Raw genomic sequence first — 15,979 nt, forward strand, 5'->3', positions numbered from 1 at the left:
CTTTATTTTACAATAAGATGATTCATATTAGCAAAAGACTTGATCACATCTGCAAGAGCGGTCATTTGCGCTAAACGGTTGGTTTTTAATGCTTCATCGTCCGCATTTACCATCGTGTGATTAAAGTAGTCTTCAATCGGCTCCTTTAATCCGCTGAGCACATCAAGCGCCTGTTCATAGTTTTTGGAGGCAAAGCTTTCCGCGACACTGTCTTTTGTTTTTTGATAAGCGTCAAACAGCTTTTCCTCCTGTTCATTTTCAAACAGATCCGGCTTGATATCCCGGCTCTCGCCTTTTTTGCTGATAGAGATAACCCGGCCGAGTGATTCAGCCGTTTCTTTAAAGCCGGGTGTGCCGAGGTGCTTCTCAAGCACTCTTGCCTTATGAACGGCTGCATACGGCTCAAGCTCTGTGCTGTCCAGAACGGCTTCAATAACGTCATGACGGATGTCTTCAGCGTTTAAGACGTATTTCAGACGCTGTGTAAAGAAATCGAGGAGCTCATTTTCTTTTTCCGTTTCTGTCAATGACAGCAGCTCTTTAAACGAAATGCCCCAATTGCGGTCGATCAGAATGGAAACGATGCCGCTTGCCTGACGGCGCAATCCGTACGGATCCTGAGAACCTGTCGGAATTACGTCAATGCTGAAGAAGGAAGCAATCGTATCCAGTTTATCAGCTAACGCCACGACCGCGCCGGTAAAGGTTGAAGGCACTTCTCCCCCGGCCGCTCTCGGCATATAGTGCTCATTGACAGCGGCAGCGACGGCATCATCTTCACCGAGCATGCGCGCATATTTTTCTCCCATTACGCCTTGAAGCTCAGGGAACTCATAGATCATATGTGTAACCAGGTCAAATTTAGAAATCTCTGCGGCGCGCTTCACAAGTTTTTGCGTCTGTTCATCCGCTTTCAGGCGGACGGCAAGTTTGCCCGCAATGGCGGCCACTCTTCTTACTTTATCTCCAAGGGAGCCGAGCTCTTCATGGAAAACGATATTTTCCAGTTTCTTCACGTTTTCATCAATGTTCAGCTTTTGGTCTTCTTTGTAGAAGAACGCAGCATCTGAAAGCCTTGCTCTCAGCACTTTCTCGTTTCCGCGGGCAACATTTTCAATTGCATGGCTGTTCCCGTTTCTTACCGTAATAAAATGAGGCAGCAGATTCCCGTTTTCATCTTTTACCGGGAAGTAGCGCTGATGCTCTTTCATTGTTGTCACAAGCACTTCTTCAGGGATAGAAAGAAACTCGGATTCAAAAGATCCGTAAAGCGCCGTCGGGTATTCCACCAGATGGTTGACTTCGTTCAGCAGGTCCTCATCGATCGGAATGTTCCATTTCTTCTCGGCCGCAAGCGCATCCAGCTGGCTTTGGATCATTTGTTTGCGTTCTTTCGGGTCAGCAATGACGCTTTGTTCTTTCAGCAGCTTTTCGTATGATGACGGCGCATCAACAGATACTTCTTGGCCGAGAAAGCGGTGTCCCTGCGTGTTCCGGCCCGTCTCGACATTTGTGATTTCAAACGGAATGACGTCTTTTCCAAAGAGGGCGGCAATCCATTTGATCGGACGGATATAGCGCAGATCCTGCGTGCCCCAGCGCATGTTTTTCGGAAAATGCATTCCGGCAATCAAATTTTCCAGCTGCGGTAAAAGTGTCTTCGTCTCTTGTCCCGCCTGGAATTTTTGAACGAAGACATATTCCGTGCCGTTTACATCTTTTATATACAGGTCATCCACTCCGGCGCCTTGGCCTTTTGAAAATCCGATAGCGGCTTTTGTCCAGTTTCCGTCAGCATCCAGAGCGATTTTTTTCGCAGGGCCTTTTGCTTCTTCCTGAATATCAGCCTGTTTTTCTGCTACGTCTTTTATATATACTGCCAGACGTCTCGGCGTATTAAAAAGTTTCACTTCGCCGTGGGCTATATTTTTTTCAGCCAGCCAGCCGGTCAGCTTTTCACCGAGCTGCACCATGCTGTCATGTAAAAACCGCGCCGGCATTTCCTCGAGTCCGATCTCTAAAAGCAAGTCTTGTTTACTCATGGGAAGAGCCCTCCTCTTTAAGCATTGGGAACCCTAATTTTTCCCGTTCTTCATAATACGTTTTTGCCACTTTTCTCGCTAAGTTGCGGACACGGCCGATATAACCCGTCCGCTCTGTCACCGAAATCGCGCCTTTTGCATCGAGCAGATTAAATGTGTGAGAGCATTTCAGCACATAATCATAGGCCGGATGCACGAGCCCGTTATCCATTTGTCTGATCGCTTCTTTTTCATAGGTGCTGAACAAATGGAAAAGCATATCCACGTCAGATGTTTCAAAAGTATAAACGGAATGCTCATATTCAGCCATCATAAATAAATCTTTCACAGTAAATCCTGACGTCCATTCAAGATCAAAGACGTTTTCTTTGTCCTGAATATATGACGCGAGACGTTCAATACCATACGTGATCTCAACGGATACCGGTTTACATTCAATTCCGCCCACCTGCTGGAAGTATGTAAACTGAGTAATTTCCATCCCGTCAAGCCATACTTCCCAGCCGAGACCTGCACAGCCTAAAGACGGGTTTTCCCAGTTGTCTTCTACGAAACGGATATCATGTTCAAGCGGGTCAATGCCGAGCGCACGCAATGAATCAAGGTAAAGCTCTTGAATGTTATCAGGCGACGGCTTGATAATGACTTGGAATTGGTGATGCTGATAGAGCCTGTTCGGGTTTTCACCGTACCGTCCGTCCGCAGGCCGTCTGGACGGCTCAACGTAAGCCACTCTCCACGGTTCCGGCCCGATGCTTCGTAAAAATGTATACGGGCTCATTGTGCCTGCGCCTTTCTCCACATCATACGACTGCATGAGCACACAGCCTTCATTCGACCAGTGCTTCTGCAAGGTTAAAATCATATCTTGAATGTTCATTTCAAGCACCTCCACTTTCTCCATTCTTTTACAAGTGCGGCGGCAACCAAAAAACTCCCGTCTCTATGCTTGCCGGCCGCAAACATAGGGACGAGAGTTCTCCCGCGGTTCCACCCTAGTTGCTGAGGATGTGAATCACTCAGCCTCTTTTTAAAGGGTTGCTCGAGAATGCCTTTCGTTGCGCGCTCATCCTTAGCTTACACTGCCCTAAGGTCGCTTGTATGAGTTGGACGCAAGTACTTCTTTCTGTCACTGCAACATATTTTATAATAAATGATCATATAAAAAGATGGGCAGAATGTCAACTTTTGTTTTCATCCAAAAGGTTCTTCATGCTTTCCATCTGATCTAAAAACCGTTTTGACTTTAAATAAAGTCCTGAATATTCCTCGTAATACAGATCAATGACCCGTTTAATTTCGTTTTTGGTTTCCTGTTTTAACGAGACGCTGCCGAGCCTTCCGATATCAAAGTAATAAAAAAGCCTTAGCAGCCTTGCCGTTTGCGGCGAAATCGGAACTCTGTACGGATCCTTTTCAAAGCAGCGGTGGCAGATAAACCCGTTATCTCTTATCGAAAAATGAAACGTCCCTTCCCCGCTTTTGCAGTGGACACAATGATTCAGCTCCGGATACAGCCCCATGACGCCGAGCATTTTCATCTGCACGATGAAGGTGATCACGTCCGGGTCAGTCCCGTCATTCAGCCTCTTAAAGGATTCGAGAATCAATTCGAATAAATAGGGGTTCGGTTTCTTCTCTTCCGTTCCTTTGTCAGTGAGTTCAGCGATAAAAGCGGCATACGCCGTCAAAAATAAATCTTCTCTGATCGTTCTCATGCTGAGAATCATTTCACCCTGCTGGAGCGTGCCGAGTCCAGATGTTCTTTGCATTAAAAATGACCCGTACAAAAACGGCTGGCTGACTGCTGACAGCCGGCTGGCTGACTTCCTGGCGCCCCTTGCCATGACGCCGATTTTGCCGTGTTCCCTCGTCAGCAATGTCACGATTTTATTCGTCTCCCCGTAGTCATTCGTCCGGAGCACGATTCCTTCACATTTAGTCAGCATTTCCGCACCTTCCAACAATGGGAGGGGCCAAGAGGTTTACAAAATTGGAAAATCAATTCGGGCTAGCTCATCTTCCGGTTCTTCGGGTGTTTCCAGGTTCTCTTTTTCCAGTTCTTTAAAAAGAAGGTACGTATCAACACTTCCTGTTTGAGAAAATACGTTCCAGGTAAAATTCAACACAAAAAACCCACCTTTCGTCATTAAACTAGCTTGCAAATCCAAATTCTTACCTTTATCTTGACCTGATGTCCTCCTTTTCATGTTAAACAAATTTTGCTAACGAATCCCTGCTTCTGTGAGGTAATCTCACACCTCAGGCATGCGCCTTAGATGAATTAATATTCATCCTCTTTGAAGCCGAAATCACGCAACTGAGACATTTTATTCCGCCAGTCCTTCTGCACCTTCACCCATAATTCCAGGTAAACGCGTGAGCCCAAAAGAGCTTCAATATCAGCCCGCGCTCTTTTGCCGACTTCTTTCAGAAGCGCTCCTTTTTTGCCGATGACGATGCCTTTTTGAGAATCACGCTCGACCACAATGGTGGCGGCGACATGGACGGAGCCGTTTTCCTGCCCTTTAATGGACTCGATGGCGACAGCGATGCTGTGCGGCACTTCTTCCCTTGTCAGATGGAGCACCTTTTCCCTGATCAGTTCAGAAATAATGAACCGCTCGGGATGGTCAGTCACCTGATCGCTCGGATAGAACTGAGGTCCTTCCGGTAAATACGCTTCAATCTGCGCGAGAAGGGTTTCGACGTTGTTCCCTTCCAAAGCTGAGATCGGCACGATTTCTTTAAACGGATAGCGCGTACGGTACTCATCAATTAAAAGAAGCAGCTGGTCAGGGTGGATCTTATCAATTTTGTTTACGATCAGAAAGACCGGCGTGGACGTCTGTCCGAGCTTTTCAATGATAAACTCGTCGCCTTTTCCGTACCCTTCTTCGGCGTTAATCATAAATAACACCAAGTCAACTTCTTTCAGCGTATTCTGCGCCACTTTCATCATAAAGTCGCCAAGCTTGTGCTTTGGTTTGTGAATGCCCGGTGTATCAATAAAAATGGTCTGCGACGTGCCGGTTGTCAGCACCCCTTGGACTTTATTTCTTGTCGTCTGGGGTTTGTCGCTCATGATGGCGATCTTTTGACCGATGACCCTGTTTAAAAAGGTAGACTTCCCTACATTCGGCCTTCCGATGATAGATACAAATCCTGATTTAAAGCTTTCGTTCGTCATGTAAATCCTCCGATGAAAATGCGCCCGGCAATAATTCTTCCGCAGTCATTTCTTTTATTTGTCCTTGTAAGTTGGTCAGAATAACAAGCATATCCTTTGAGCACAGCTCGGAAATTACTTGTCTGCAGGCTCCGCACGGCGAAACCGGTCCCGGAGTATCCGCAGCCACGGCGAGCATCGCAAATTCCGTATCCCCCTCGGAAACAGCTTTGAATATCGCCGTGCGTTCAGCACAGTTGCACATGCTGTATGCCGCATTTTCAATGTTGCAGCCTCTGTACACTTTTCCGTCTTTGGTAAGAAGAGCGGCTCCCACTCTGAAATTTGAATACGGCACATACGCTGTGTCCCGCGCTTTTAATGCTTCTGCAATCAATTCTTGTCTGTTCATGTGTACTTAATTCCTCTCTTACCTTTATCCTGTATGATACCGCTGTCACTTTTATTTTACATAATTATGATTGGTTTTTCACGCCCATTTTTGGCAATGTAAAATAATTGTAAGAATCTTCTGCTAACATATCTTCGGCAAGAAGATGAGTAAACCAATGATACACGATATCACGGCAAAGACGCAAACGGCTCCGGCGGCCGCGTCCTTTGCCGCTTTTGCGAGCGGGTGATACTGATCGGTAACTAAATCCACAACATGCTCTATCGCCGTATTTAAAAGCTCCAAAGCAAGCATCCCTCCGATCAGCACCAAAACAACGGCCCATTCGGCTGTGCTCAGCCCGGTGAGAAAACCGCAAACGATAACGGCGCAGGCCGCGGTAATATGAAATTGAAAATTCCGCTCTGACCGCGCCGTTTTCCAGATTCCCCTCCATGCATGGACAAAGCTCTTCAGGAACCTGCTCCACTCGTTTTTATGATCTCGTGAGTCCATACTCATCCAGCAAATCCTTTTGCTTTGAAAACATTTCTTCCTCTTCTTCTTTTGTCATGTGATCATAGCCAAGCAAATGCAAAAAGCCGTGCACGGCCAGAAAACCGAGCTCTCTCATAAACGAATGGCCGTACTCTTCCGCCTGCTCTTCCGTTCTGTCTGCGCTGATGATAATATCTCCTAAAACAGGCGGCATGTCGGCGCCTACGATTTCAACCTCGTCTTCGCCTTCTTCTTCAAGCGCAAACGAAATGACGTCAGTCGGAGTGTCTTTTTCCCGGTAGTCTCTGTTGATTTCTCTGATTTCTTCATTTGTCACAATCGTGACCGATACTTCAGCCTGATCCTGAACGCCTTCTTTTTCCGCCGCGAATTGGAGCAGCTTCTCCACTTCTAGGAGCGCATCAGCTGAGACGCTGTTCGTTTCATCAACAATATCTATGAGTAAACCCATTTATTTCACCTTCTTCGTAGCCTCCGGATATTCAATCCGGGAGTGGAAAATTCCTTTTAAAGTCGCACATAGTGTTTTTGCGATCGTATCCAGTTCTCGGAACGTGAGATCACATTCTGAGAATTGTCCGTCCTGAAGCTTATCGGATATAATTCCCCGCACCAGTTTTTCGATCCGCTCGGGATTGGGATTATGCATGGAACGGACGGCGGCTTCAACGCTGTCGGCCACTGAGATAATAGCCGCTTCTTTCGATTGCGGCTTCGGCCCCGGGTAGCGGAACTCTTTCTCTGTAATCTGGTCGCCCTTTTCTTTCGCTTTATAATAAAAGAATTTCAAAAGGGACGTTCCGTGATGCTGCTCCGCGATATCCACAAGCTCTTTCGGAAACTTATAGCTTCTGAGCATATTCGCACCGTCTGTCGTATGTGCGATAATGATATTTTTGCTGAGCTGCGGAGACAGCTTGTCATGCGGATTATCCATATTCATCTGATTTTCAATAAAATATTGCGGACGTTTCGTTTTGCCGAGATCGTGATAATACGCTCCGACCCGTGCTAAAAGACCGTTTGCCCCTACGGCTTCACAAGCCGCTTCCGACAGATTTGCCACCATGACGCTGTGATGATATGTACCGGGTGTTTCCGTTAAAATCTTTCGAAGCAGGGGATGATTCGGATTAGACAGTTCAATCAGCCTCATCGTTGAAAGAATGCCGAATCCCGTCTCAAAAAACGGCATCAGACCGATAATCAGAACGGATGAAGCAAGTCCCGAGACGGCCCCCATCAGCATCAGCGTTCCGATTTCAACCGGTGACAGCGCCGTATTTTGTATTAATAAAAGCGACAGCACGATAATCATATTAATAAATGAGACGAACAGTCCCGCCTGCAATATTTTTGATCTCGCATTATGTTTTCCCAGAAACAGAATGCCTGAAATGCTGCTGATTAAATAGTAAATGCCGATGACGTAATTAAATGTTCCCGTCACACCCTGATTAAACATCATACTGCCGCAGATCGCCAGAATGATGCTTCCTAAAATGGCGAGCCTTTCATTGAGCAGCAGCCTGATTAAAATCGCGCCGGCAGCGATCGGCACAAGATAGCCGATATTGGTGTATTCAATCTTCTGAAAGAGACTGACGACTTCCATAATGACGAGAATAAGCGTTGTAATGATAGAAAACAGCAAAAGAGATTTATTTTTCAGCTTAAGCTCCTGCTGCTGTTTCTCAAAATAGTAGACAAGCGTGGCAATAAACAGCCCGATCATCAGAAGGAGACCGCTGATCGGTTTTAACAGGTTGGAATTATTCAAAAGCCCCGTCAGTTCGAGCTTCCTGTATACTTCCCGGTCGATCAGATCATTCTCTTCCACGAGAACCTGTCCTTGTTTGATCTGTACCGGCTGGACGCTGTCTGACGCTTCCTGGCGTTTTTCATCGGTCGCTTTCGGATCAAAAACGTAATTCGGGATGACCGCGTATTTTCCGATTTCAGTCGCAGCCGCTAAATATTTTGACGGCACAGAAGCGCTTTTCAGCTCTTTTGCGACCTTATCCTTCGCTTCGGCAAGCTTTTCAGAAGGAATTTCACTGCTCATCACCGTATTCACCGCGGTAATGACGGAATCCCTCACAAATGAGAAATCTTCATTGTTTGCATGGAGAAGCGATTTAATGGCATCTTCCGAGACGGATTCATTGACATCCTGTGTCAGCTTGTTTTTCACCGATTTTACCAGTGATTTTTCCGAAGGTGACTTTTTGTCTTTTTCCGCATCTTTTTTCACTTCGCCGATGCTGTCAAAAATGGAAGTGATCAGGTCAAGCCGGTTGTCGGTATAGCCTTTTTTCAGAGTGTATTGATCTTCCACCGCATCTTCGGCCGCCTGTTTTTTCGATTCCGTCGCCTGCTGATCTTCCACTGTGGCGGGCGCGTAAATCGTCTTATCACTGACTGCAAACAAATCCAAATTAAGTGATTCAGGTTTTACATGAATAAAGAGCAAACCAAACATGATCGCTGAAAGCAGCAGGTACAGCAGCACATGGGCTGAGCGGGCATGTCTGAAACTGCGGAACCGTTCCCGGGCGCTTTTGCCCTTTCCCTTCTTTTTCAAAACAAGAACCTCCTCCCTGAAACATCAGGAACACATCATATAAAAATGACCCGATAACGGGGGATCGGGTCATTTTTGCATTACTTTTGCTTATCATAAGCTTCAATAATTTTTGCAACAAGCGGATGCCTGACCACATCTGTCTGGTCAAGTTCTATCACGGAGATGCCATTTACGTCCTTCAGCATGTCCTTCGCTACTGCAAGTCCCGATGTGACGCCTTTCGGCAGGTCAATTTGGCTTACGTCGCCCGTAATGATCATTTTAGAGCCAAAACCCAATCTCGTCAAAAACATTTTCATTTGAGCGGGAGTGGTATTCTGGGCTTCATCAAGAATCACATACGCGTCGTCAAGCGTCCGCCCTCTCATATAGGCAAGCGGGGCGATTTCGATAACCCCTCTCTCCATAAGACGCTCCGTATGGTCGCTTCCGAGCACATCATGGAGCGCGTCATACAGCGGGCGCAGATAAGGATCTACTTTTTGCTTTAAATCTCCGGGCAGAAAACCGAGGCTCTCGCCGGCTTCCACAGCGGGTCTTGTTAAAATGATTTTTTTAATGTGGCCGTTTTTTAAAGCATGCACCGCTTTTACGACCGCCAAATAAGTTTTGCCGGTTCCCGCCGGCCCGATGCCGAACACCATGTCGTTTTTCTTCATCGCCGCCACATATTCTCTTTGGCCGATGGTTTTGACACGGATCGGTTTGCCTTTTGCCGTTTTCGTTATTTCCTCTTCATACATGCTTTCAAAATAGTCCAGTTCATCTTTTTTTGCCATTTTTACGGCATACAGCACATCACGTTCCGAAATCTCGATCCCCTTGCGAATCAAAGTAAGGAGCGAGCCCAATAATCTGTCAGCGATCTCAAATGTTTCATCATTCCCGGAAACGTAAATGGTTTCACCGCGTGTGATGAGGCTAATGCCCAGATCCTTCTCCATTAAATGTAAAAAGGCATCTTGGCTGCCGAACAAAGAAAGTGCTTCGTCCGGGCTTTTCAGTTTGTGATTAATCGCAAGTAAATGTTCTGCCATTCTTTAGTCTCCCTGAACAATAGGTGTGGTTTGAACGATATCTTCTATAACTTGGTAGAGAATAATCAACTTTACTTTACCATTCTCAACGGATTGGTGCAAAACTTTTTCACTTTCCACCTCTCCGCTGCCGTTTAATCGCTTTTCTACATCTTGTCTTCCCATTTTGATACCGGCCTGAACCGCTTCGCCTTTCGTATAAGTCCGCACGGATGTTTCACTTTCTCTTGTCTGTTCTTGAACGTAAGAAACCGGAAGCTTCATCCCCAGAAATTGAAACGGATGCTTTTCTTCCTCTGTTTTCGGATGTTTCAGCGGCTTCTCATTAAATTCAAAGCCCCAAAAAGGCACGCCCCATGATCCGAAAGACAGCTTGTGCTTCGTCCTTACTTTACCCGTATATAGCGTAAATGATGTTTCAAGAGGCACGGTTACTTCTGACTTGTACCATGTTTCTCCGTAAATTTCCGCTTTTGAGGCGACTTTCCGGTCTTCATTTCCGATCAGTCCTGAGACGAGGAGCTGTCCTTTGTCAACATGATCGTTCACAAAAGCCATCGGCTGCCCCTTTTGCACGAACATCCTTTTGATGACCGACTTCTTTTTGGCAACGATATGACGGGGGCTCACGTACTTTTCTTTTGTCGGTTCGTTTTTTTCGACCACTTTCATATGAAGGGCTGTCCCGTTCAATTCCACACCGACCCACGTAATATTATCGATACCGTTTGTTAATGATTTTTGAATTTTCTCCGGCGTCATCATTAAAAATTGCAAACGGCCTTTTTTCACACCGATTTCTTCAAGGTGCTTTACCATCTGATGCTCGGTTTCGGGCTTGGCCCCTTTAATATCAATTTCCCAAATCATGTTGGACAAAAGAAACAATATAACAAAAAATATCACAAATCCCGCAGTGAAGCCCAGGTTTAATTTTGATTTGAGAAGCAGAAAGGGAAGACCCTTTCTTTTTGTAAAGCTTGCTTTGCATTCATGTTTTCTGATGACTCTTCTGAAAGCATGTACATCCTGAAGCTGAATCATCAGCAGGACACAGTCTTGCTTTTTTTTCACCGCAAAGATGGCGATTCCGTTTCTCGTGCATTCATTCAGCAGCCGTTCAATCCCTTTTCCTTTGACTTCTACTTGGACTTTACCCGAAAAAAATGACAGCCATTTGTTTTTCACATTATTTCCCCCCGGCTTTATGAATCGACATATCGTACGTGATCTATCGTGCCTTCCAAAAGAATTTCCTCAGGAAGGATTGCCTTAATGACCAAGTTTTTTCCTGATATGATACATTGCCCCTGCTTGAGCATCAGCCTGACTTCTTCTTCGCTGAACAGCAGGAGGCCTCTGTGATTCTCTATGTAGATATGAAGTCTGCCGACCATCGTAATACGAGGCAGATCCATCATAACGTCCGGGGGAATTTCCAATGCTCTTGTCAGCCATGCCTTTACACGATTCTTTCTTTGCCCCATAAAAAAAGAACCCCCTTTCATCTCATATGTATGATTTGAAAAGGGGTTCTAACACTTTATTTTTTACCGATGTTCCGCATGGTCCGGTGCGGTTTTTTTGCACGGGGCGGACCCAAAACCTCACTGAATATAATGCCTTGGACCGCAGTTTCTTTATTTATTTTGAGGGCTGATTTCTTCAGAGACGCGTTTCGTGCGCGTGCGGATGTCAGCTTATGTTCAAGCCCGTTAAACATCTGCTCCGTCTCCGCTAGGCGCTTTTCAGCTTCCCTTCTTTTTTGCTCAAAAGGGTTCTCTTTTGAAACGGCAGGCAATTCTTCCGCTTCCGGCTTATGCTCTTTCTGCGGCTGTTTTTGATCCTGCTTTTTTGCCTGATTTCCGGGACGTGTACCCGGCGGACGTTTTTCATCTTTGTTTTTCTTGCCGAATATTGCCGATATAATGCCGATGACGGCGGCAATGACGAGCGGATTTGTCAGAATCTCGTGCATATAGCGGCTCCCTCCTTAATAGAGAGGTTATTGTTGGTCTTCATCTTGCTGGTCATTCGTCAGCTTGCCGATAGAATCCCTCATGTCCGTATCCGCGTCGATATTTTTTATGTTCATATAGTCCATGACGCCGATGTTTCCTTCACGCAACGCTTCTGCCATCGCAAGCGGCACTTCGGCTTCTGCTTCCACGACTTTTGCACGCATTTCTTCTACGCGAGCGCGCATTTCCTGCTCTTGGGCGACCGCCATGGCGCGGCGCTCTTCGGCTTTGGCCTGCGCAATGTTTTTGTCTGCTTCTGCCTGATCCGTCTGAAGAATCGCTCCGATGTTTTTGCCGATATCAACGTCGGCGATGTCAATCGAAAGAATTTCAAATGCGGTGCCTGAATCCAGCCCTTTGCCAAGTACGGTCTGCGAAATCATATCAGGATTTTCAAGCACTTTTTTATGATTGTGTGAAGAACCGATTGTCGAGACAATCCCTTCTCCGACACGGGCGACAACCGTCTCTTCTCCCGCTCCTCCGACAAGGCGCTCAATATTGGCTCTTACCGTGATTCTGGCTTTTGCTTTTACTTCAATTCCGTCCATGGCGACACCCGCGATAAACGGTGTTTCAATGACCTTCGGATTGACGCTCATCTGTACGGCTTCCAATACGTCACGCCCAGCCAGGTCAATGGCTGCGCAGCGTTCAAATGTCAGTTCAATATTGGCGCGCTGTGCCGCAATCAGGGCATTGACCACCCTGTCGACATTACCTCCGGCCAGATAATGGCTTTCGAGCTGATTTGTTGTTGCGGATAGGCCGGCTTTATGCGCTTTAATTAACGGATTGACAACGCGGCTTGGTATGACGCGCCGCAGCCTCATCCCGACCAAAGTGAAAATGCTGATTCTGACTCCTGCCGCAAGCGCCGAAATCCATAGCATCACCGGTACAAAGGTGAAGAATATGGCTAACACAATAATGGCAGCAGCAACTAATGCTAAAATCGCCAAACTTGACAGTTCCATCTAATTCCTCCTCAAGGTTATCATCTATATTTCTCTCACGACAATGCGTGAGCCTTCCGCTTTCACTACTTTCACCTGTCTGTCTTTTTCAGTGAATGATCCTTCCGAGACGACATCCAGACGTTCATCATCAATAATGACGGTGCCTGACGGTCTGAGGGCTGTAGCGGTAACGCCGACTTTTCCCAACAGCTCCGTCCGGTTCTGATTTGAAACATAACCGCTCTCCGTGCTTGTTGAATCAGTTAATATTAATTTTTTAAAGAATTTCATTCGTTTCCCCAACACCCTTGTTAATATGATAAAGGCTGTAATAGATACAGCAAAGGCGATCAAGAGAGAAACCGCCATTACAGTAAAGCTGCCCGCAGCGAGAAAGAGGCTCGCGATGACGCCTGCAATACCGATAAGACCGATTATGCCTCCGGGCAGAAATATCTCTAAAAGGATAAAAACCAAGCCCGCGCAAAATAAGAATACGCTGTCATAGCCGGCGAATCCGGCAGCGATATGCCCGGTAAAAAACAGCAGCATGGCCGTCAGTCCGACAGCACCCGGTATCCCGAGGCCCGGCGAGAACAATTCAATGGTCAAACCAAGCAAAGCAAGCGTTAATAAGACGGGGACAACAAACGGATTTGTCAGCCATCTGCCCAGTTTGCCGACGAAACCTTCTTTTGCATGGTGAACATCCGCTTTGTCAAAACCGAGCTTTGTATATAAAGCATCAAGGTCTGAAACCGTGCCCTCCGAATATCCGACTTCCTTGGCTTTTTCAGCTGTCAGTGTCAGCAGTTTTCCCTTTGGGGCGCCCGCTTCCTTTGCGTTGATGGCGGGGTCAGCCATGGCCAGCGCATATTTCGGATTTCGGTTGTTTTTAACCGCTGCGTCCTCCATTTCTGCATGCCACAGTGATTGAGCCTTTTTGTCTGCCGCGTTTCCTTTTCCGTCGATGATGGCTGCGGCACCCATTTTTCCGCCCGGCGCCATATAGATTTCATCTGCCTGAAGCGCTATATACGCTCCGGCAGAAAGCGCCCGTTTATTAACGTAAGCGGTAACAGGCACATCCGCGCGGCCGATGATATCCGCAATATCCAAGGCTGATTGAACGGCGCCTCCCGGTGTATTGATGTCAAGAATAATGTGTGACGCGCCGGACTCCTTCGCTTCTTTGAAAGAACGCGATAAAAAAGAGGCGAGCCCCTGTTCGACATTTTTCTCAACCGGGATGACATAAACCGATGGATGATCAGCTTTCGCGTTCAATTGAACCCCTAATAAAGATAATACAAATAAGCCCAATAGAGCAACAGCAATTCCGGTTTTTTTTCGGAACAAGGCAAATATACCCTCCTTCCCGTTTCGTTCTTCTTTATATACGTAACAAATGTACTTTAGTTTCATTTTTTTATGTATAAAAAAAGACATCTCTCTAGGAAAGATGTCTTTTTTCTTGTCAATTAAGATAATTGACTGCTGACAAGTCTGTTAATTACGCTGCCGTCAGCTTTACCTTTTACTTTAGGCATAATAGCACTCATCACTTTGCCCATGTCCGCTTTGGAGCTCGCACCGACTTCAGCGATGGTTTCATTTACGATTGTCTGCAGCTCTTCTTCAGAAAGCTGCTTCGGTAAATAAACTTCTAAAATGTCCAGCTCTTTTTGAACTTTATCTACTAAATCTAAACGATTAGCGTTTGAAAATTCATGGAGGGAGTCTTTACGTTGCTTAAGTTCACGAGATAGGACAGTAAGTTCCTCATCCTCGGTCAAACTGTCTTTCTTAAGCTTAATTGCTTCGTTTTGAAGTGAAGCTTTCACCATTCGAACGACAGTCAGTTTGTCTTTCTCACGGCTTTTCATATACAGCTTCATATCTTGGTTAAGTCGCTCAAGAAGACTCATAAATCCACCCTCTTTTAGAATTTGCGTTTTCTAGCAGCTTCTGACTTTTTCTTGCGCTTTACGCTAGGTTTTTCATAAAATTCGCGCTTTCTTGCTTCTTGCAAAGTACCTGTCTTTGATACACTGCGTTTGAAGCGACGAAGAGCATCTTCAAGCGATTCGTTTTTTCTAACGACCGTTTTTGACATTCTCTTTCCCTCCCTCCGAATACACCAATCGACTACCTTTAAAAAGATACATATATAAACATGTACTTTGACATTATAATATAAGCCATCAGTCAGGTCAACTAAGCGAGCTCACTTTTCCGTCATGAATAAGGCTGCTTGTCTATATAATGATGGAAAGGGGTGTTTCATTTGATGATACTGATTCTCTTTACCGCACTTATCCTGATTTTTTTACTCGGAATGAGCCTGCTCAGGCAGGGGCTGATCGCATTAACGTATTCAAAAATTGAGAAGAGCCTGCTCTTATTTACCGACCACCCTTTGAAAGCTTTTCTCATAAGCATCGTATTCACTGGTTTTCTTCAGAGCAGCTCAGCCTTCATGGTCATTGTCATCGGCTTTGTCAGCGCAGGCGCTTTATCTTTTAAACGGACCATTCCGATGATTCTCGGCACGAATGTCGGCTCCACGTTTACGACGGAGTTTTTAGCCATAAAGATGGATGTGCTCATTTGGGTGCTTTTTATCGGAGGCCTTGTGTTTATCCTCCTCCGTAAATATCCGTTCAGGCAGATCGGCATAAGCTTCCTCGGTCTCGGCATCATCTTTTTTTGCATCACATGCTTCAGCCGGCTCGCCGTTCCGCTGACAGAAATGAAGGCTGGGGCGGAGGTTTTGCGACATGTGAATGATTCGAGCTGGTCCGCTCTTTTTATCGGCATGATATTGACGGCAATCATTCATTCAAGCTCCGTCTGCATCGGCATTTTGATGAGTTTTATGAACGAAGGGGTGATCGGCATTGAACAAGCGGTCAGCGTCGTTCTGGGATCTAATATCGGGACATGCGTCACGGCCGTCATGGCTGCTGTTTCAGGCGGGTATGCCGCCAGACAGACCGCCGGTGCTCACGTTGTGTTTAATATTCTCGGCGTGCTGCTCGTATTTCCCTTCCTGTCCGCATCAGCAGGTTTTACGGAGCGCCTGTCTGATGATCCCGCGCAGATGATTGCGCATTTCAGCCTGTTATTTAACGTAGTCACCGCCTTATTGTTTCTGCCGTTCACACATTTGTTTTACCGGCTGATTGACAGGCTGATTCCTCCGAAACCGTAAAAAAACCGATGCGGGAAGGCACCGGTTTTTTTATCAG

At 46.2% G+C, this 15,979-nt stretch carries 17 protein-coding genes and 1 pseudogene; 1 reads left to right on the forward strand and 17 read right to left on the reverse strand.

Annotation, left to right across the window (positions count from 1 at the left end; translation table 11 throughout):
- Window positions 1-2: 2 nt before the first annotated feature.
- The 17 genes and pseudogenes from glyS to rpsU all read right to left on the reverse strand — a co-directional run bounded on the left by glyS (window position 3) and on the right by rpsU (window position 14,844).
- Window positions 3-2,042 (reverse strand): glycine--tRNA ligase subunit beta, encoded by a 2,040-nt coding sequence (gene glyS, locus NYE50_RS14025; RefSeq protein ID WP_159354383.1) that lies wholly within the window; start codon window positions 2,040-2,042, stop codon window positions 3-5.
- Entirely contained in the window at window positions 2,035-2,922 is an 888-nt protein-coding gene (glyQ, locus tag NYE50_RS14030) for a glycine--tRNA ligase subunit alpha (protein ID WP_003152984.1), read from the reverse strand. The genes glyS and glyQ overlap by 8 nt, the downstream gene beginning before the upstream one ends.
- Before the next feature lie 301 nt (window positions 2,923-3,223).
- Window positions 3,224-3,991, reverse strand: a complete 768-nt coding sequence (recO, locus tag NYE50_RS14035; RefSeq protein ID WP_007408287.1) for a DNA repair protein RecO — start codon at window positions 3,989-3,991, stop codon at window positions 3,224-3,226.
- Window positions 3,992-4,027: 36 nt separating this feature from the next.
- On the reverse strand, window positions 4,028-4,171 hold the full coding sequence (locus NYE50_RS14040; protein WP_159354384.1) for a YqzL family protein: 144 nt from the start codon (window positions 4,169-4,171) through the stop codon (window positions 4,028-4,030).
- Window positions 4,172-4,326: 155 nt separating this feature from the next.
- On the reverse strand, window positions 4,327-5,232 hold the full coding sequence (gene era / locus NYE50_RS14045; RefSeq protein WP_007408285.1) for a GTPase Era: 906 nt from the start codon (window positions 5,230-5,232) through the stop codon (window positions 4,327-4,329).
- Window positions 5,213-5,623, reverse strand: a complete 411-nt coding sequence (locus tag NYE50_RS14050) for a cytidine deaminase (protein WP_003152976.1) — start codon at window positions 5,621-5,623, stop codon at window positions 5,213-5,215. Before NYE50_RS14050 ends, era begins: the two co-directional genes overlap by 20 nt.
- 123 nt (window positions 5,624-5,746) lie before the next feature.
- Window positions 5,747-6,121 carry a diacylglycerol kinase family protein gene (locus NYE50_RS14055; RefSeq protein ID WP_003152974.1) on the reverse strand — a complete coding sequence of 125 codons (375 nt, stop codon included), beginning with the start codon at window positions 6,119-6,121 and terminating at the stop codon, window positions 5,747-5,749.
- Window positions 6,102-6,575, reverse strand: a complete 474-nt coding sequence (gene ybeY, locus NYE50_RS14060) for an rRNA maturation RNase YbeY (protein ID WP_224988466.1) — start codon at window positions 6,573-6,575, stop codon at window positions 6,102-6,104. The genes NYE50_RS14055 and ybeY overlap by 20 nt, the downstream gene beginning before the upstream one ends.
- Window positions 6,576-8,708, reverse strand: a complete 2,133-nt coding sequence (locus NYE50_RS14065; RefSeq protein ID WP_014418406.1) for an HD family phosphohydrolase — start codon at window positions 8,706-8,708, stop codon at window positions 6,576-6,578.
- Window positions 8,709-8,788: 80 nt separating this feature from the next.
- The gene (locus NYE50_RS14070; RefSeq protein ID WP_159354386.1) at window positions 8,789-9,748 is read right to left on the reverse strand and encodes a PhoH family protein; all 960 of its coding nucleotides are present in this window, start codon (window positions 9,746-9,748) and stop codon (window positions 8,789-8,791) included.
- Window positions 9,712-10,936, reverse strand: a pseudogene (yqfD, locus tag NYE50_RS14075) (sporulation protein YqfD). The gene NYE50_RS14070 and the pseudogene yqfD overlap by 37 nt, the downstream one beginning before the upstream one ends.
- A 17-nt stretch (window positions 10,937-10,953) precedes the next feature.
- On the reverse strand, window positions 10,954-11,235 hold the full coding sequence (gene yqfC / locus NYE50_RS14080; RefSeq protein WP_003152966.1) for a sporulation protein YqfC: 282 nt from the start codon (window positions 11,233-11,235) through the stop codon (window positions 10,954-10,956).
- A gap of 56 nt (window positions 11,236-11,291) precedes the next feature.
- Window positions 11,292-11,726, reverse strand: coding sequence for a hypothetical protein (locus NYE50_RS14085; protein ID WP_014418408.1), 435 nt, complete (start codon window positions 11,724-11,726; stop codon window positions 11,292-11,294).
- 27 nt (window positions 11,727-11,753) lie between these two features.
- Entirely contained in the window at window positions 11,754-12,746 is a 993-nt protein-coding gene (gene floA, locus NYE50_RS14090) for a flotillin-like protein FloA (protein WP_014418409.1), read from the reverse strand.
- Window positions 12,747-12,770: 24 nt separating this feature from the next.
- Window positions 12,771-14,087, reverse strand: coding sequence for an NfeD family protein (locus NYE50_RS14095; protein WP_022552942.1), 1,317 nt, complete (start codon window positions 14,085-14,087; stop codon window positions 12,771-12,773).
- 122 nt (window positions 14,088-14,209) lie between these two features.
- Window positions 14,210-14,656: a GatB/YqeY domain-containing protein gene (locus NYE50_RS14100; protein WP_007408278.1), complete on the reverse strand. Its 447-nt coding sequence runs from the start codon at window positions 14,654-14,656 to the stop codon at window positions 14,210-14,212.
- 14 nt (window positions 14,657-14,670) lie between these two features.
- Window positions 14,671-14,844 (reverse strand): 30S ribosomal protein S21, encoded by a 174-nt coding sequence (gene rpsU / locus NYE50_RS14105; RefSeq protein WP_003152957.1) that lies wholly within the window; start codon window positions 14,842-14,844, stop codon window positions 14,671-14,673.
- 171 nt (window positions 14,845-15,015) lie between these two features.
- Between rpsU and NYE50_RS14110 the strand changes: the two genes are divergently transcribed.
- Window positions 15,016-15,942, forward strand: coding sequence for a Na/Pi symporter (locus NYE50_RS14110; protein ID WP_015240237.1), 927 nt, complete (start codon window positions 15,016-15,018; stop codon window positions 15,940-15,942).
- The last annotated feature ends 37 nt before the right edge of the window (window positions 15,943-15,979 follow it).

It is taken from the genome of Bacillus sp. EU55, from assembly GCF_038005925.1.
Taxonomy (GTDB): Bacteria; Bacillota; Bacilli; order Bacillales; family Bacillaceae; genus Bacillus; species Bacillus velezensis.